An 18,099-nucleotide genomic window follows, 5' to 3' on the forward strand; every position below is an offset into this window, starting at 1 on the left:
TCAAGGGGTTCCGACTGTGACTTTAGGTACCTAAATCCGCCAAAGAGATGGCGCTGGTCAAGCCGCCCGGATTGCTGATTTCTACCCGATCTTTAAAAAGTTCAACTGTTATTTTGACCCCTTTATCATAATAGTCCCTATATGAAATCGAGTTGATAAGACATTCTTTTAAAGCTGTTTCAGGAATTTCCCAAATTTCCTTTCTAGGTTCTCCGGCTCCTATTTCATACCGTATATCAAGCTTTCCTTTGAGCCACTGCATGGCTTGTTCATACTGTCTCATTAATGAGCCTCCATATATTTTATCATCAATGATTTGGGTTTTATTGATCCCATCAAAGGCCACGCAGCGGATAACTGCCGTTGCGATAAAACTTTCAGGAACAAACCCAAAAAATAATGCTCCTCCATTTTTCATATTACCATCAGGAAGTATAAGCTTCAGGTTATTAATGACCTGCTCTTGACTTACCGTTTTAGAAAGACCACTTAAATCCCGGAATTCTTCAAACCAATCCTGGTCAATGGCTGAAGGTATGGAAAATTCCGTACAAGGAGCTTCGACAAAATAGATACGATCTGATTGTTGGAAAAAGTCCCGCATTTGCTCTACAGTGGTCAATTTTTGGGTATTGGGTCCTTGCCTTACATAAATGGCTCCGGACAATACATAAGGTTTTTGGCTTCCAGTATTTACTTCTATCACCCAAACGGTTTTTCCCTCAACATCCACCTTGGCAGGACCTATACCGATACCAAAACCTTTAAGATAGTCCCTGACCATCCTTAACGCGGAACAGGGAAATGTGACACATTACGATAAATGGAAATTGTACAGGGAGCCAGCATTTAAGCTGCTCCTTGTTCCATGTCTGCCACCAAGTGGAATTTGGTGACCCAAACCAAGGAGACTTTCCGCCACCTAATGAGATGGTTACCTTGACGCTTACGTCATTTCATTTTTCAATATTAATTAACCTATCCTAAGCTACAATGCCTTTCGATAAATGCGTAAAGTGTTGACCAACAGTAGCGCCCAATTAAATTAAAGGTTAGGTGATAAGCCATCAAGTCTGATTAGGCCCTATGGTTTTTCACGCCTAAGAATTACCTTATAATAGAACAGGATCTAAGGAAACCGACAATTTAATAGAAAAATCATTACAATTTATATTTGCAACATCATTGCATTTAAGATCATTAATGACTATATATGCAATAGTGTTGCAACATTAAGTACAGGGGTTGCTGAAAACCTTTATAGAGTAGGCTTAACCATTAAAAACTCAATATCATGAAAAAGAAGTTGAAATTAGACGATTTCAAAGTTAAAAGCTTCGTTACCAGCCCCAAAGATGCATTTGGTGCTGCCGGTGTATTGGCAGACGATACGCACACAACGATTCACACCAAGAAATCGGTTGATACAGCACATTGCTGTGCAAGTGAAATCGGTGTAAAGTTAGGCTGATTTTATCCTACGGTAAGCAATCCTGCTTACCGTAGGTCTTGGATTGCCCATATCATAATATAAACGATCATGGAAAAAACCGTGCTTTATGAAGCACTATTTGGTATTGCGGACACCATATCCTCAAATTCCATTGCAACCAACGAAACCATACACTTCAAAACCATGAAACCCTTAAGACCTGGTAAGTACACCTGGTCCTGCGAAGATAGTCTTTACACAGGCAATGCCGGTATCCTTCTGTTCTTCAATGCACTTTACGCACATTCGGGGAACAATGATTATTTGGACATTTCAAAAAAAATTGGGAACTGGTTGATTGCAAAGAAAAAGGAGGTTCCCGGGAGTCCCTCATTTTTTTTGGGCGAATCGGGAGTAGCCTATTCTTTACTTATGCTATATAGGCAAAGTGGAGAGGCAAAATACCTGACATCAGGCCTGGCCCTGCTAAGACAATCCACCACCGTATTTCCAAGAGCGGTTACATCGGAATTGTTTAATGGTCTATCCGGGACCATTATCGTTTTACTTTCTTACCATAGTGTTACCGGTGAAGCATGGTTACTGGAAAGGGTGGATATAGCCATAAGAACCATTCTCGAAAAAGCCCACCTAAGAAAAGAAGGTATTTGCTGGGACCGTAACTTTGACCAAATCCACGCCCTTTGTGGATTGTCACACGGTGCATCGGGAATTGCCTATGCCCTATGGACCGTGGGCGAATATACGGGCAATCATAACCTTTATTGGGTTGCCCAAGAAGCGGTCCGATATGAGAACAGTTTTTATAACCAAGGGGAACTTAACTGGCCGGATTTCAGAACCCCTGTCAGTGATGACCGCATAAAATGTCAGTACGTAAATGCCTTTCTTGCAGGCAACAAAAAGGTCTTTACCAAACCTACCTTCTTCAATGCCTGGTGCAATGGTGCTGTGGGAATTGGATTGGCGAGACTGAAAGGATACCGGCTAACCAACGATCCAGGATTGTTGAAGGATGCGCACAATGCGGTAGTAAAAACCGTTAAAACTGACGTTTTGAATGACAATCCGTTCGGTTCCTACACCCTTTGCCATGGAGGCTGTGGCAATGCAGAATTGCTTCTGGAATATGCCCACATGACAGGAGACAATACTTATTTCGAACAGGCGGCCCAAGTAGCTGAAAAGGCCATTGCCCAGCAACGTACCCTGGGATCGTTCCGGTGTGGATATGGTGGCCAGAATGGAGAAGATATCAGTTTGTTCATGGGGTCCGCTGGAATTGGATATTTCCTTTTGCGCCTGTTGGGCGGGCAAGAGGTTCCATCCGTGCTCCTTCCCTCGGTCAATCGTCCTGAAGCCCTCCGTATTGATATAAAATATAAAGCACTGAACATGTCACTTGGGGATATAAAAAAAACACTTTTGAAGAACGCTTTTCCCAAAACCATGGAAAATCCCGCACTTTGTAACATGGTAACGATTACCGGGCATAAGGATCCCCTGGGCCAGACCATTGAAGAATTGAAAAGGGGACTTCAGGTGTCGGTTAATGAACCCAGGCGAATATTCAATGTTGAAATGGCCAAAGCCCAACTTGATTGGGACAATGAAAGCGATGTGCTTTCCTATATAAAATCCGAAGTAGTGCAGGAGCAGGTAGATAAAATACTTTGCGCTCCCCCAAACGAACTACAGGAATCCACGCTGGCCTTGCATCCAGAAACCAGCGTCAAAAGGGTCGGAGGGAATCATCAGGGCCATGGAACAAACTATTTGATGTGGAGGCTTACATTTAATGGAATCATCGAAATCGAGCTGGACGAACTTAGGTTTGAACTCTGCTCGCTTTTCAAAACCCCTAACTCGGCAAAGGCTTCCTTTGAACAATTTATTCAATCCTATGACCTGGATGAGCCAGCCAATATCCAAGAGGTTTACCAACTGTTTATCCAGAACGTGGTGACCGCCATGAAGCAACAGCTCATAATCCCGGCAAAGGTTGCCTCGTTGTTCAATCCATCCAGATCCATTTTTAACCGAAAACCATCGCCACATAAATGAAATGGAAAAGGTTCCCTTTTTATCGCCAGCATGACTATACGGATTGCGGGCACACCTGCTTGCGGATGATCGCCAAGTATTACGGAAAATCAATTTCCCTTGCACGCCTCAAAGCCATGAGTGATGTTACCTTCATTGGACTTTCCATCCAAGGACTTGGAAAGCTGGCAGAAAAAATTCAGCTCCGGGCACTTCCCATCCAATCGGACTACAGGCAATTATATGAAGAGGTGCCACTTCCCTGTGTGGCACACTGGAACCAAAACCACTTTGTGGTCATTTATAAAGTAGAGAAAAACAACATCCATGTTGCAGACCCCTCCTATGGCCAATTAAAGTATACCAAAAAGCAATTTACCAAACACTGGACGGGGTTGGACAACCCCGATAGCCTTGGCAACCTGTTGTTGCTGGAACCAACACTTCAATTTCAAGAACAGCCAGAGGACAATGAACCCTATAAGCCGGGAATGATAGCTATTCTTAGGCATTTAAAAGGATATAAGAAAATAATAGCCCAATTGTTCTTGGGCTTAATAGCGGGCTCCATTCTTCAATTGATGTTCCCATTGCTGACCCAGGCCATGGTGGATATAGGGATCAGCAATCGGGATATTGGGTTTATCTATCTGATACTGTTTGCCCAGTTACTCCTGTTTGTGGGCAGGACCGGCATAGATTTTATCAAAAATTGGATAATCCTCCACTTGGGAGTCAGGGTAAACATCGCTATCATTTCAGATTTCCTGATCAAGCTGATGAAATTGCCATTGGCGTTTTTCGAAACCAAACACATGGGAAACCTGCTCCAACGGATTACGGACCATGAAAGGATCAGCACTTTTTTCAATTCCACTCTTCCCGACTTGATGTTCGGGACCACTACCTTGTTGATCTACAGCGTAATCATTGCATTTTACAGCCTTGATATCTTTGCGGTATTTTTTGTGGGAAGCACCCTTTATTTTATATGGATCTATATATTCCTTGAAAAGCGAAAAAGGTTAGACTATAAAAAGTTTTCCCAGGATGCCCGCAACACCAGTAACCTGATTGAACTTTTCACCGGGATGAAAGAAATCAAGCTGAACGGTGCAGAAGTAAACAGACGCTGGAAATGGGAAGGGATCCAAGCAAGCCTATACCAAGTAAATGTCAAAAGCCTTGGTTTAAAACAGACCCAAGAAGGCGGATCCCTATTTATCAACGAGGCAAAGAACATCCTGATCACCTTTATGGCTGCTAAACAGGTGGTTGACGGAGAAATAACGTTGGGGATGATGCTGGCACTATCCTACATTATTGGCCAGCTGAACAGTCCCATTTTGCAGGCAATTGGAATGGTCCGAAATTGGCAGGACGCCAGAATTGCCCTAGAGCGTATTTCCGAGGTCTATGACCATCAGGAAGAAGATCCCAAAGAGGCTGTCAGGACGAAGATTTTGCCGACATCCCCTGACATCCAGATTCGGGACCTATGGTTTAAATATGAGGGGGACCATAATAATTTTGTATTAAAAGGCCTGAACATGGACATTCCATTTGGCAAGACCACTGCGATCGTGGGAACAAGTGGCAGTGGAAAGACTACCCTGATGAAATTATTGCTAAAATTTTATCCACCCTCAAAGGGCAACATATCGATCGGAAGCATTGATTTGAAAAATATTTCAACTGTAGAATGGCGTAAATACACAGGTGCGGTAATGCAGGACGGTTACATCTTTTCGGACACGGTATCGGGCAACATCGTTTTGGACAAAGAAGAGTTTGACCTGGATCGGTTACGCCATGCTACCAAGGTGTCCAATGCCACTGAGTTTGTCGAACAACTTCCCCTGGGTTTTGATACCATCATTGGACGGGACGGAGCTGGATTGAGTGTTGGCCAGAAGCAGCGTATCCTGATAGCCAGGTCGGTTTACCGGGATCCTGACTTCATGCTTTTCGATGAGGCCACCAGTTCCCTAGACGCCAATAATGAAAGGGCCATCATGGAACAGCTCAATGCCTTTACCAAGGGAAGAACCACTCTTGTCATCGCACACAGGCTGAGCACTGTCAGAAATGCCGACCAGATCGTGGTGCTGGAAAAAGGCCAGATCATCGAACAGGGCACCCACCAGGAGCTTTCCGCATTAAAAGGAAAATATTATTATCTGGTCAAAAACCAATTGGAACTAGGGAATTGAAAAGGAGAAAAAAAGCAGCAATACAGAGTGATGCCGTACAGGAGATCCTCGGCAAGATGCCCCATTGGATAGTCCGCTGGGGGATGACCTGTATATTCCTGACCCTGGCCCTTATCCTGGTAGTCTCATCATTTATCAGTTATCCTGACATCATTTCTGGCAGGATCCTTATTTCCACCCTATCACCTCCTGTGGAGGTGGTTTCCAACAGTGCTGGAAAGATCCATGCATTATTTGCCCAGGATGGACAAACAGTTGGGGCGGGAACTGTAGTGGCAGCAATCGAGAATACAGGAAACCTAGAGGATATCCTTACTTTAAAATGCCAGGTTGATGCATTGGAAAATGCCCTTCAGCACCCGGATTCTGTTTCGTCATTCCAGTTTAGCCAACATTTGGTGACAGGTACCATGCAGGAAACCTATAACAGGATCATTACCTCCTTGGAAAATTATAAAGATTTGCAAAATACCCGGTATTTTTCAGATAAAAACTCGGCATTGAAAGAGCAGGTAAACAATTACCGGGAAAACATCAAGGTAATTTCCAACCAAATTTCCATTGCCCAAGAAGAGCTGGACCTAGTGAAGCAGCATTATGCTATCAATGAGCAGCTATATGATGAAGGCGTAAAGAGCAAAATTCAGTTCGAGGAGGACAAGGCTGTCTTTCTAAAAAAAATGCGTGAAATACAGGTCTTGGAGAAGACCCTCATTGACCACCGGATCTTCCTCAGCCAAACCCATACGGAGCAACTGGACCTGCAAAGGGAGGAGGAGGTCTTATTCAGGGACTTGAATCATTCACTGAGCAACAATATCCACCTAATCGAGGGACAGATCCGTCAATGGGAACAGCAATTCCTATTAAAAGCCCCTATTGGCGGTAAGGTGGTTTACAAGGAAAAATGGGAGGAAAACCAGTTCATAGGCAACAATGACCATTTTATGACCATAGTCAATGACAGCGAGGCCTTGGTTGGGTATATGGAAGTTTCATCCCATGGTCTGGGAAAGGTCCAAATTGGCCAAATGGTCCGAATCCGGTTGGACGCCTATCCGGAAGACCAGTACGGACAGGTGATGGGAAGGGTGGAAAACATTGCCCTCCTTCCCAATGATGGATCCTATAGGATTCGGGTAAGACTCCAAAACGGACTCCTTTCCTCCTACGGTATTCTCCTTGGCTTTAAGCCAGAGCTTAGTGGATATGCCGAGATACTGACCAAAGACCTCAGCCTACTTTCAAGACTGTTCGACAAGTTCAACCATCTCATCAACAACAAACTATAATCATGGAGCTATTTCCTTATTTTATCATACGGATGGCAAGTGGAAAAATGAAGGACCTGCACGGCATGGAGGTTCCCTACAGTATTGGCCAGGCGAACAAAGTAATGGAGGCCAATGCCGAAATCCATCAGCTGAAGGAAACCATCACACAACTGCTTTTTGAAACCATAGCCAAGCAAGGAGACACAGGCCTGCAAAACAAACTGCTACAGTTAAAACGTGACGTCCATAACCAACGACCGATAAGTAAATCCATGCTCGGACTTTTCGCCATCCGAACATCCCCTTCCCTTCTGGAATTGCTTCATGGATATATGCGGCTGGAAAATAATCTAAGGGTGCTAAAGGAAGATTTTGAACGTACCTATGATCAAGAGATACAACAAACCTACCGCCAACTCCATTTACTTTCAAAGGACGTGAACCTGCGCAAGGGCATAATGCTTTCCAATCAAACACTGGTGGACAATATGGACAAGTATATCCCAAGGCTGCAGGCCACTCCCCCTCGAAAAAAGGAGTGGCAGACCATCCTTGGAATGATGAAATACATGACCCGAATGACGACCAAAACATCCCCTTTCAGTACGTTCAACCACATCGGGCTAGGAAAAATAACAAAAGCCAAAACCGGAGACTGGGGCCATCGCGGTGAGTGGGGAGCAAAAAGTGTGATCAGGCTGAACAATTACCTGTTTGCCTATTTAAAGGAGGCCCTACTAAAGATCGAGTCCTTCCGAAAGCAGCGTAATGTCCGTTTAAACCCATCTGCAACCTTGAAAAACGGGCATTTTCAGTTTCTCGCCAACAGCAACAATATTGAATCGTTCCAGCAAATTCCCCCAAGCCCTATCAACGCATTGATCAAAGAGGAACTGACCGGTAAAATGGTACGCTATCAATGTCTTCTGGAAAGTTTGTGCCAGCAGGTAGATGCCCCACATGAATCTTTGCGGGACTATCTTGACAGGCTGATCGATGTGGGCTTTTTGGAGTTTAACTTTTCCACCTCGGGCATGGATCCGGACTGGGACATTCATTTTGGTAAGGAATTGGCAGAGATGCAGGGCAAAACGCCACTGACCGTAAAATTGACAGCAGTTCTCCAGGAGTTAAGAGCGCTAACCACCAGCTTGGAAGAAAGCAATGAAAGGGAACGGAATGTCATCTTGGACATTGTCCATTCTCGTTTTATAAGTATCTATGAAGAGCTTAATGAGGCATCGTCTCCCCACTACAGCCAACGATCCCGCATCAATGAAAAAAAATCAGGTGATGGAACCTTTGGACAGATCCACTTTGAAGCTTTCAGGCTAAAACCGCACCAAATGGTCTTTGAGGACAGCAGGCATACAGCAGCATTTGAAGTTTCAGGGAAGGTGGTCGTCCCCCTAATTGACAAATTAAACACGCTATGTCGTTTAATGGGCCGATTTGAAGTACAGCTGGACAGAAAGGACAAATTGAAGCATTATTTTTTGCTGCGGTATGGTGGTGACCAGATGGTGGACGTTCTTGATTTTTACGAAAACTATTATCGGGATGTGGAGTTGCCCGAAACTGACCAGGGTATCAACATGCCCGGATCCCCCACCGATGTGCATACCGTTTTGGAGGTTCCGGACATTAAGGCCCGCCGGGAAAGGGATGATAGATGGAAGCGGGAGTTGGCCAAAGCCTTGGAGCCATTATTGCTTCAAAATCCCCATCACCTCGATTTGTCTGAGGAGTTACTGGAGGGAATCAATGGTAGTGAAAAAACGGAAATCCCGCCTTCCAAATCCACCCAGTCCCTATCGGCATTTATGCAACTGTACAAAACCGAAGCCGATGGGTGGAAAGCGGCCGTAAACCTCACTTACGCAGGGTACGGCAGAATGTATTCCCGTTTTTTACATGCTTTTTCTCCGGATGTTTCCAACCTTTTGAGAAAGAAGAACGAAGCGCTAGGTCGGGACGGCTTGATGACGGAAAGCACGGATGCATCCTATTTCAATGCCAACCTGCGCCCCCCTCTCATGCCCTTTGAGCTGGAAGTGCCCAACGGTCACCGAAACCTACCCGAGGGAAGACAGATCCCCATAACGGAAGTAGGAATTACCTATCGCCAACAAACGGACCAACTCCATCTTGTCCACAAACCTACCGGAAAGCCCCTGTATCTTTTTGATCTGGGTTTCCAGTCCCTTAGGGGAAGATCCCAACTTTACCAATTATTGGAGCGGTTTACCCCTGCCACCTATATCTATCCATCATTGATTACCGAGACAATAAACGCCTCATTATACCTAAACAAACTTAAAAAAGGTGCAGCCTTGGTGCAATTCCCACGGATCAGCTTTGAGCATGATATTATTCTACAGAGAAGGTCTTGGTTTTTTGCAAAAAAATCCATTCCCATGAGACATCCCACTGAATCCGATGCGATGTTCTTTTTACGTTTGAACCAATGGAGGATCAAACACGATTTACCTGCCGAAGTATTTATTTTTGTGACCACCCCACAGGAAATGGCTACCCTTACGGAAAAGGAAAAGCGTCGGGTCGGCACGGATAACCAAAAGCCCCAATATATTTCCTTTTCCAATCCGATCCTCATCCGGCTGTTCGAGAAGATGGCCCAAAAAGTCCCAAAAGTACTGAAAGTAGAAGAGATGCTTCCTATTGCTTCCCAATTGGCCGAAATGAATGGAAACCAGATTGTAAACGAATGTATTTTCCAATGGAACAACTGAACCGAGAAAAAAAGGAATCGAAAATGTCCGGCCAAATGGTTTCCCCATTTTGGCTTTCGGCCCACTTATACCACGAAGGAGATTTGCGTATTTTCCTCCTTGATGGGATCCGGCAATTTTTGGAAAGGGATTCGGGCAAGCTATGTTTCCGCAATTATTTTTTTATCCGCTATTGGGAAAGGGGATCTCATATAAGACTCCGTATCCCCTGTTTTGACAGGTTGGAAGTAAACAAAATAGGGTCAGAATTGGCCCATTATTTCCATAATTATTTTCAAGATCATCCCTCTCAGCGGGGAATAGGCTACGACATTAAGTCCTATCCCGGATGGCAGGATTGGTATCCGAATGATTCGGTACAGTTTATCCCGTACATACCCGAAACCGACCGATATGGGGGGAAGGTCGCCATCAGGATTTCTGAAAGGCAGTTTTTCTATTCATCCAGGGCGGTGATGACGGTCCTTCCGGACCTGAAGTCCTACGACCAACTGATCGGCACGGCAATCCAGTTTCACGTGAGCTTGGTCCATGCCAGTGGTATGGAACGCTCCGATGTTCCTATTTTTTTTGGAAAGATCTATGAAGACTGGTTTTATGCTGCCTTCAAACTACATGACAAAACAGAGGCAAAGGTAAAGGACAGGGTGGAAGCCGAAATGATCTTCAAGCGAGAGTTTCAAGCTCAGCGCTCTGCAATTATCCCATTTATAAAAGCATTTTGGAATTTATTGGATGATCCCCAGGAGATTGAAAGCGAGTGGGTTGTACCTTGGATGGAAGGAATGAAGGAGGTGATCTTGGATCTAGAGATTGCCAGAAAGCTGCCATCATGGAGCTTTCCCGGAACAGCAGCCTCCTCCCCGCATTCCACTAGTAGACAAGGGTTGTGGCCAGTTTTGGAAAGCTACGTCCACATGACCAATAATAGACTGGGGATCTTGAACCGAGATGAGCCCTTGATAGCCTATTTTATTAAAGAGAGCTTTCTTGAGCTTTGACTATTCCCTTTTCCATCAATTCCTCCAAAGATTTGACAACCATTTTCCGGGTTTCGGTTTCTTCCTTGGTAATCTCAAAAAGATGGAAAAAGTCGGCCAAGAGTTGCTCCAGCCTAATGGGGTTACTCATAAGTTTGAGTATTTCAAGTAAGACAGGGGTAATTGTTAAAGGCTCTCTCCCTCCATAGAGGATGATGGAGGGGTCATGGTGTTTGCCCAAGGGCCCTTCGACCTTATAGGTGATCGCATCGGCAAGGCAAAGGCATGGATTTTTTTGCATGCTGCCCTTATCTGTCACCATCCTCTTTTGCGCCAGAAACTGCCAATTCTTATAGCTTTGCTGAAGCATGGAAGATGGGCGGCAAAAATTGGTGTTTTCCAAGGTGGTTTCGGTAATCCAATCGAAACCATATTTCGCAAAAATTGGCCTGAACTCATCGGCTGCATACATGGCAGATTCATCGGAAAAATGGTATTCCAAGGGTCCAAAGTGCAGGAATAGCCCACCGGGTCTGAGCACCCTGTCCACTTCCTCCAAAAGCAGATCCAGCGGAAACACATCGGTAAAGTATGCCGACACCACTATGTCCATCGAACCGTCTTTTAGGGGCATGTTCAGGGCGTTGCCCAATAAATAATGGATTCTCTGGGCAGTCATAATCAAATCGTCATTCCTGTCCTTTATGGAAGCCTTAATCTCCTTGACCATTTCTGATTGGTGAAAAGTCCTTTTGAGTTGGATATCATAAAAACTGAGGGAACCCTTCATCAAGTGGTTGAAGCAGTAGGCCATGGTCGGGGAATTGTCCAGTGCCACTACCTCCCTGAACTGTTCGCCAAGTTCTACAGCAATACGTCCCATCCCTGCTCCCAACACCAATACGCTTGGATGGGAATCGTAGTAGGGACCCAACATTTCTAATATGCTCTTTGCAGTTTTCAGTACCTCTTCTTCATGAGCCTTTTCTCCGGACCAATCCCTCATCAAATAACTGAGGTCTGTGGTATAGGCCATTTTATCAAGCGGTTCTTCATCAATCGATTTTTCCGGTAAATGAGCCTGTAGGCTTTGAAGTACCTGCTCGACCAGACTGCGGTTCTTTCTGAGTCCTTTTGCCAACAGTTGGTAAAAGGAGCGGCGTTCCGGAAAGTCGACACCAAATTGCTCCACTTTTGACTCATGCTTTTTTTCATGATCGACATAATTCCGGTAATAGCCGTGGAACTGGCGGATGACTTTGTCAGGACGATCGAACAAAAAGGGGACTCTTCCTTCGATCAGCGGGTATTTCGTCTTACATTTTTCACATGTAATATGGGAAGCCTCTATAGGGTGATGGCCATCCAAAAAATGGCCGCATGTGGGACAAATCAAAAAGCGCGATGGAATGTACATAAATCTATAATGCAATACAGTTGCAATTATAAAAACGATAACTTATTTTCGCAACATTATTGCATGTTTTAACTCTTGATAATTAACAAATAATCACAAACATTTTCGATCTATGAGATTCTTTTTTACACATTTGCTTTTGTTTCTTCCATTCTTTGTTTGGGGACAAAAAGCCTCCATTGAGGGGGAAATTTTTGACGCGGACAAAAGTCCGCTCCCTTCCATTACCATAAAACTCGATGGCACCGCTTTTGGGACATCCACTGATAATGCAGGTAACTTCAGTATTTCCGACATTCCTGAAGGTTCGTATGTCATCGTGGCCTCCGGTGTCGGTTATGAAGTAAAGTCTGCATCACTTACCATTCAATCGGGAAAGACAACCTATATACAATTACAGCTGAACGAAGGGGAAACGGCATTGGAGGAAGTAGTGGTAGAGGCACTGTCACTGCCCCGTGAAAGCCAATCGGTAACCAGGACCAGTACACCATTGATCGAAGTGCCCCAACAGGTTCAAGTAGTGGACAGGGCCACCATCGAAGACCAACAGCTCTTTACCATGGACCAGGCCCTGAAAAATGTGGCCGGAATAAATGTCTCGGGTTCCAATGGGGCCATGAACATCAGGGGCTTTGGCACCAATGCCAGCAATACCCTGATCAATGGAATGAAGGGCACACCCTACCCGGCCGGTGTCATGCCGCTATTGGCCAATGTGGAATCGGTGGAAGTCATCCACGGCCCCTCTGCGGTACTGTATGGTGAAGGTTCCCTTGGCGGACGCATCAACCTGGTAACAAAACAGCCCAAGAAGGAAACACATGCCAATGTATCCATTGGTGGTGGCAACTATGGCCTGTTCAGGGCCATGGGTGATGTCACAGGGAAACTGAACCCTTCCGAATCCCTATACTTTCTGGTGGGTGCCGCCTATCAAACAGGGGGAAGGGTCACCGATAATTTCGACAATGAGAATTTCCAACTTTACGGCAGTCTGAAATGGGAAGCCTCCGATAAAACCAATTTGCAACTGAATGCCAATTTCAACCTGGACCGTGCCACGAGCAACTGGGCCCCTGAAATCCCTGTCCTGGATGGATTACCGGTATTCTCCTTGCCCGATGAATTTAATTTTCAAGCCGAGGATGCCTTTTATGATGGAAACAGCTACCAGCTCCAATTGCTTGCAGACCACGAACTGAATGCTAATTGGAAGGCCAATCTTCTGTTTGGTATCAGCCAAAGCAAGGCAGAACGGAACCAATATGGACTTTCCTGGACCTTCGATCAGGAGACCGGTGACCTTGGCCGTGACTATACAGAGCAGGAAGTGGTTTCTCCCACCACCACGGTCAACCCCTATGTGGAAGGTAAGTTCAATATCGGCAGGATAAAGAACAAGCTGGCAGCAGGTGTCGACCTTACCTTGTCCAGAAGCAACTATCCCAATGGCATAAAATATTTCAGTTCACTTCCGCTCAACATCTATGCCCCGGACTATTCTTCCGGAAAAACAGGGGACTACCTCGGCTACAGTAGCCGCACGGAAAAATTCACCTACAATACCGTAGGGGTCTATCTTCAGGACCAGTTGACGCTTTCCAAAAAGCTCAAGGCCCTTTTTGGGATCAGGTACACCAATTATTACATGAGGTATTTTGCCGACGATGACCAGGGGAATGCACTTTACGATGAACAGCCCGAAAATACCGAGGCCATCACCCCAAGTCTTGGATTGGTATACCAAGCAAGGGAACACACTTCCTTTTATGTGGATTACAGCAAGGGATTTGTGCCCCAGTACAGCAATGAACGGAAGTTTGGTGGACCATTTGATCCGGAAATAACCCACCAGTACGAACTGGGATACAAAGGGGAATATGCCAAAAACAGGCTGCATACCACCTTGGCCGTTTACCACATCACCAAACAGAATGTGCTGGTGTACTATGACGACCCGGAGCTGCCCGACGGATATGGCTACCGGCCACTTGAAGAAGTACAGAGCAAGGGCATCGAAGTGGGCGTCTCCGGTTACCTGACAGACCGTCTGTACTTGATAGCCAACTACAGTTTCAACAACACAGAAGTATCGGAAAGCAACACCCCGGAGAACGAGGGAAATACCTTTTACAATTCTCCCGAAAACCTGGCCAATGGCTGGGTAAAATACGCCCTGCTCAAAGGGGAAGGGATTACATCCACCATCGGGATGGGAGTAAATTATGTAGACGAACGAACCACCTATTTTGGGGACCTTCCGGATTATACCGTGGCAGACGCCATGTTGAGCATCGGGTTTAAGCGATATAAGCTTCAACTTAACGTCAACAACCTTTTTGATGAACAGTATGCCATCAGCGGTGGATATGTTGATTATTTGCCAGGAATGGGAAGGAACTTCCTGCTTACGGCGAAGTGGTCCTATTGATAGATCATCTAAAAGCGCCATCATCACAGATGTAAAACCAAACCTCGAACCTGTACATGATCCAACTTGATAAGGTCACCAAAACATTTGGGAACAAAACTGCGCTGGACAGCCTGAGCATAAACCTGCCAAAAGGGGAAATTTATGGTCTATTGGGGAGCAATGGAGCGGGTAAGTCCACCACGCTATCCCTTCTGCTCGGGTTTATCCGCCCTGACCACGGGTCGGTAAGGCTCGATGGGATGGATCCCTTTGATCGCCCATCCAGAACCCGGAAAAGCATTGGGTATATCGCTGAGAATGTCAGTCTATATCCCTACCTCTCCGGTCTGGAAAACCTTGATTATTTCTGCCGGATCGCCGGACTCCGATACCCCAAATCCAAACTCAGCGCCACCCTTTCGGAATGTGGGCTTCCCTCCACCTCCCATGACCTCCCACTGTCCGGCTACTCCAAGGGAATGCGCCAAAAGGTGGGCATTGCCATTGCCTATGCCAAGAACGCTACCGTTTACCTGTTGGACGAGCCTGCAAGTGGGCTTGATCCCGCCGCCAATTTGGAACTGTCCCAATTGCTCCAAAAACTGGCAAGACAAGGTGCTACCATACTGATAGCCTCCCACGACCTGCTTTGGGCAAAGGAAACCTGTGACCAGTTGGGTATTTTGCGGGACGGCAAACTTATGGGAGAGTATGCGGCACTGGAAACCAGTATCGGGAAACTGGAAAAAACCTATTTGGATTTTATGAAACAACCTGATGTACCCTATGCTGGAGATCATAAAAAATGAATGGAAGGGCCTGCTCAGGAATCGGCTCATATTATTGTTGTTCGCTTTCTGCATGGCCGTTACGGTTTGGGTTACCCTCCTCGGACAATGGGCCGCCGATCATAAAGACCGGCTGCATGAACATGCAACAGCACATATGCGGGAGCAATGGGACGGCATGGGGGACAGCAATCCACACAATGCTGTCCACTTTGGCACGTATGCATTCAAGCCTTATGGCTTTCTTTCCAGTATCGATGAGGGCGTACAGGCAGTAACGGGCAATGTGATCAGACTGGAGGGACATGTCCAGAACGAAATGGCCTATTCTGACGCTTCCAGGTCCCTTGCGGTATCCCACTTTGGGAAGTTGAAACCTGCCCTGTTATTGCAATACCTTGTTCCGCTGCTGCTTATTTTCACGGCGTTCTCCTCTATAAGTGGGGAACGGGAGGCCGGTAGGCTCCGGTTGCTATTGGTTCAGGGACTCTCCCTGCCAAAAATCATTTTTGCAAAAGCCATTGCCATCGCTTCGCTCGGCTGGCTTTTGCTTACCTTGATGTTGGCCGTTTTCCTAATGGAACAGGGACCTTCCATGGAGCAGGACGAGATCCTCAGAATAGTCCTTTTGTCCATTTCCTATTCGATTTTTTACGCTGTCCTGGTGCTGCTCACCGTGTGTCTCTCGGCATGGTCCAAACGTTCTTCGGCTTCCCTTTCGACCATCATGGCACTTTGGGTGGTTTGGGTGATATGTTTGCCGATTGTTGCCGGGGGCATTTCCGATGAGCTACATCCCCTGCCCAGTCGCCGCACCTTCAAAACCGCCATGGAAAAGGACAGGCACCAGGGCATAGACGGGCATAATCCTTCAGGGGAGCGCAGAAAAGCCTTTACGGATAGTCTGTTGGTCGCTTACGGGGTAGATGAAGCCAGCCAACTTCCCATCAATGCAGACGGGCTCATCATGCAGGCCGATGAGGAATATGGGAACAGGGTCTGGGACAAACACTTTGGGAACAACCGCTCCATTTTGGAAAAGCAGAAGAAGGTCCGGCGACTGATCGCCGTTTTGGATCCTTTCATGTCCCTTCAGCACCTCAGCATGGCCTTTTGTGGAAATGACCTTTACCATTCGCAGGATTTCCAGGTCCAGGCCGAAACCTACCGGAGGGACATTATCAAAACCATGAACGAAAAACATGCTTATGGGGGATCCAAAACCGGGGACTGGAGTTGGAAAGCATCGGAATCATTCTTCCAGTCCATCCCGGAATTTGCCTATGACCGCCCAAGGATCACCTCGGTCATCGACCAATACCTCATCGACATGTTCAACTTGTTATCCTGGACAATTTTGCTCGTGGTACTGACGGTCCTGTATGGTCCCAAATTGAAATTTGAATAATATGAAAGCAGCTTTTTTATTTGAATGGAAACATTGGTGGAGAACGCGGGCCAAGGTCGGTGCCATTTTCATGTTCCTGTCACTTTGCGTTTACTCCATGTACACTGGCAAAAGCCAATACAACAAGCAGGTGCATGAGATAGACGAAATTCTCGCGGATCAGGAAGAGGAACTGGAAAAAGTGGCCTCATGGATGGAAAACGAAAATAAAGGACCCGAGGGCAATGCCTATATAGATGTCACCACCCCCCTTTGGGCCATTTGGCATACTCCCTCGTGGATCGTAAAGAAACCCTCGCCAATGATGGTGTACAGCATTGGGCAAACAGAAAGTTTCGGGTATTATAAAAAGGTTACCGAATGGTCCACCATTTACGACAATGACCTTGTACAAGAGCTTTCCAACCCCGAAAAGCTGACCTCAAGCACCTTGGATTTCGGATTTGTCGTGATCTATCTCGCGCCACTGCTCATGATCATCCTTCTCTATAACATCAAAGGTTATGAGCAGGATTCCAACATGCTGGGACTATTGAGGGTTCAGCTGCATTCCATCGGCCAATGGTTGGTTGGCCGGATCCTCTATTATTACCTAATGGTGATGGGGGGCATATTTTTTTCAATGGCAATATTTGGCATAATAACTACCGTCCTCCCATCAAACGCCATGGATTTCATGGCCTATTTCATTACCGTTGCCGTTTACCTTTTGATATGGACAATACTGCTTTCCTTGGTTTTGGTATTGAATACCGGCAGCACGCTGAAGGCAGTAATAATGTCTGCCATATGGTTGGTGTTGACCATCTTGATCCCTGGGTCGGTGCATCAATCCATGGCCATTGCTTATCCTTCCAGCTATATGACCGCATTCCTGGATGCCAAAAGAAATGGGACCAATGAGCTTTACGGCCTGTACGGCCTTTCCCAAGATTCCCTTAGAGAAGTTATGTTGGATCCAAAGCTGGAATTGCACGGTACGGCATCTGCCCGGGACAGCCTCATTGGGGAAGACCTGATCAGCAATGCATTGCCCTACTTGGCAAACCTTAAAACCCGCAATGCGGCCGCCGATATTGAACAAGAAAATTATGCAAGGAACCGGTACATACGGTCCCGATATTTCTTCAACCCGGTAACTTTTTTCCAAAACCGCCTGAATGCCATCTGCCAAACCGATTATTATGCCTATAGGGCGTTTCGGGACCGGATTCAAGAAGTGATCGACCGGCGCTCAGCCACCAGGGCAATGGATGTCTGGAACAAGATCGAGGTGGACAAAGAAAGGCTTAATTTCTATAACACACATTTTAACCTGTTGGACAAAAGAGTGGATGATGAAGAACTCTAAAAT

At 46.0% G+C, this 18,099-nt stretch carries 12 protein-coding genes; 10 read left to right on the forward strand and 2 right to left on the reverse strand.

Translation table 11 applies throughout. From position 1 onward, the window contains the following. Nucleotides 1-22 precede the first annotated feature (22 nt). Complete coding sequence (locus FDP09_RS20455; protein WP_137404405.1) at nucleotides 23-784, reverse strand: putative DNA binding domain-containing protein; 762 nt, start codon at nucleotides 782-784, stop codon at nucleotides 23-25. A 510-nt stretch (nucleotides 785-1,294) separates the two neighbouring features. On the opposite strand from FDP09_RS20455, the gene FDP09_RS23890 reads away from it, so the two are divergent. From FDP09_RS23890 to FDP09_RS20480, 6 genes are all read left to right on the forward strand, one after another. Continuing rightward, nucleotides 1,295-1,471, forward strand: a complete 177-nt coding sequence (locus tag FDP09_RS23890) for a pinensin family lanthipeptide (protein ID WP_187328727.1) — start codon at nucleotides 1,295-1,297, stop codon at nucleotides 1,469-1,471. 69 nt (nucleotides 1,472-1,540) lie between these two features. Next, nucleotides 1,541-3,517 carry a lanthionine synthetase LanC family protein gene (locus FDP09_RS20460; RefSeq protein WP_137404406.1) on the forward strand — a complete coding sequence of 659 codons (1,977 nt, stop codon included), beginning with the start codon at nucleotides 1,541-1,543 and terminating at the stop codon, nucleotides 3,515-3,517. Next, a complete protein-coding gene (locus FDP09_RS20465) occupies nucleotides 3,514-5,709 on the forward strand; it encodes a peptidase domain-containing ABC transporter (RefSeq protein ID WP_137404407.1) in 2,196 nt (731 codons plus the stop codon). The genes FDP09_RS20460 and FDP09_RS20465 overlap by 4 nt, the downstream gene beginning before the upstream one ends. Further along, a complete protein-coding gene (locus FDP09_RS20470; RefSeq protein WP_137404408.1) occupies nucleotides 5,706-7,001 on the forward strand; it encodes an HlyD family secretion protein in 1,296 nt (431 codons plus the stop codon). The genes FDP09_RS20465 and FDP09_RS20470 overlap by 4 nt, the downstream gene beginning before the upstream one ends. A 2-nt stretch (nucleotides 7,002-7,003) precedes the next feature. Further along, complete coding sequence (locus FDP09_RS20475; protein WP_137404409.1) at nucleotides 7,004-9,736, forward strand: lantibiotic dehydratase; 2,733 nt, start codon at nucleotides 7,004-7,006, stop codon at nucleotides 9,734-9,736. Further along, complete coding sequence (locus FDP09_RS20480) at nucleotides 9,724-10,737, forward strand: lantibiotic dehydratase C-terminal domain-containing protein (RefSeq protein ID WP_187328728.1); 1,014 nt, start codon at nucleotides 9,724-9,726, stop codon at nucleotides 10,735-10,737. The genes FDP09_RS20475 and FDP09_RS20480 overlap by 13 nt, the downstream gene beginning before the upstream one ends. Here FDP09_RS20480 and FDP09_RS20485 read toward each other — a convergent pair. Further along, nucleotides 10,712-12,133: a class I SAM-dependent methyltransferase gene (locus FDP09_RS20485; protein ID WP_137404411.1), complete on the reverse strand. Its 1,422-nt coding sequence runs from the start codon at nucleotides 12,131-12,133 to the stop codon at nucleotides 10,712-10,714. The genes FDP09_RS20480 and FDP09_RS20485 overlap by 26 nt on opposite strands. Nucleotides 12,134-12,245: 112 nt before the next feature. Here FDP09_RS20485 and FDP09_RS20490 point away from each other — a divergent pair, with 112 nt between their 5' ends. The 4 genes from FDP09_RS20490 to FDP09_RS20505 are packed head-to-tail and all read left to right on the forward strand — an operon-like array spanning nucleotide 12,246 to nucleotide 18,096. After that, on the forward strand, nucleotides 12,246-14,567 hold the full coding sequence (locus FDP09_RS20490; protein ID WP_137404412.1) for a TonB-dependent receptor: 2,322 nt from the start codon (nucleotides 12,246-12,248) through the stop codon (nucleotides 14,565-14,567). 56 nt (nucleotides 14,568-14,623) lie between these two features. Further along, complete coding sequence (locus FDP09_RS20495; RefSeq protein WP_137404413.1) at nucleotides 14,624-15,358, forward strand: ABC transporter ATP-binding protein; 735 nt, start codon at nucleotides 14,624-14,626, stop codon at nucleotides 15,356-15,358. Next, nucleotides 15,336-16,745 (forward strand): DUF3526 domain-containing protein, encoded by a 1,410-nt coding sequence (locus tag FDP09_RS20500; RefSeq protein ID WP_187328729.1) that lies wholly within the window; start codon nucleotides 15,336-15,338, stop codon nucleotides 16,743-16,745. The genes FDP09_RS20495 and FDP09_RS20500 overlap by 23 nt, the downstream gene beginning before the upstream one ends. A 1-nt stretch (nucleotide 16,746) precedes the next feature. Then, nucleotides 16,747-18,096, forward strand: a complete 1,350-nt coding sequence (locus tag FDP09_RS20505) for a DUF3526 domain-containing protein (protein WP_137404415.1) — start codon at nucleotides 16,747-16,749, stop codon at nucleotides 18,094-18,096. Nucleotides 18,097-18,099: the final 3 nt, after the last annotated feature.

The organism is Echinicola rosea, assembly GCF_005281475.1.
GTDB lineage: Bacteria > Bacteroidota > Bacteroidia > Cytophagales > Cyclobacteriaceae > Echinicola > Echinicola rosea.

What these genes read in the sequence shown, in the direction of transcription:
- FDP09_RS20455 (WP_137404405.1), bottom strand. Translation starts at nt 784, where the DNA reads ATGGTCAGGGACTATCTTAAAGGTTTTGGTATCGGTATAGGTCCTGCC.
- FDP09_RS23890 (WP_187328727.1), top strand. Translation starts at nt 1,295, where the DNA reads ATGAAAAAGAAGTTGAAATTAGACGATTTCAAAGTTAAAAGCTTCGTT.
- FDP09_RS20460 (WP_137404406.1), top strand. Translation starts at nt 1,541, where the DNA reads ATGGAAAAAACCGTGCTTTATGAAGCACTATTTGGTATTGCGGACACC.
- FDP09_RS20465 (WP_137404407.1), top strand. Translation starts at nt 3,514, where the DNA reads ATGAAATGGAAAAGGTTCCCTTTTTATCGCCAGCATGACTATACGGAT.
- FDP09_RS20475 (WP_137404409.1), top strand. Translation starts at nt 7,004, where the DNA reads ATGGAGCTATTTCCTTATTTTATCATACGGATGGCAAGTGGAAAAATG.
- FDP09_RS20480 (WP_187328728.1), top strand. Translation starts at nt 9,724, where the DNA reads ATGGAACAACTGAACCGAGAAAAAAAGGAATCGAAAATGTCCGGCCAA.
- FDP09_RS20485 (WP_137404411.1), bottom strand. Translation starts at nt 12,133, where the DNA reads ATGTACATTCCATCGCGCTTTTTGATTTGTCCCACATGCGGCCATTTT.
- FDP09_RS20490 (WP_137404412.1), top strand. Translation starts at nt 12,246, where the DNA reads ATGAGATTCTTTTTTACACATTTGCTTTTGTTTCTTCCATTCTTTGTT.
- FDP09_RS20495 (WP_137404413.1), top strand. Translation starts at nt 14,624, where the DNA reads ATGATCCAACTTGATAAGGTCACCAAAACATTTGGGAACAAAACTGCG.
- FDP09_RS20500 (WP_187328729.1), top strand. Translation starts at nt 15,336, where the DNA reads ATGCTGGAGATCATAAAAAATGAATGGAAGGGCCTGCTCAGGAATCGG.
- FDP09_RS20505 (WP_137404415.1), top strand. Translation starts at nt 16,747, where the DNA reads ATGAAAGCAGCTTTTTTATTTGAATGGAAACATTGGTGGAGAACGCGG.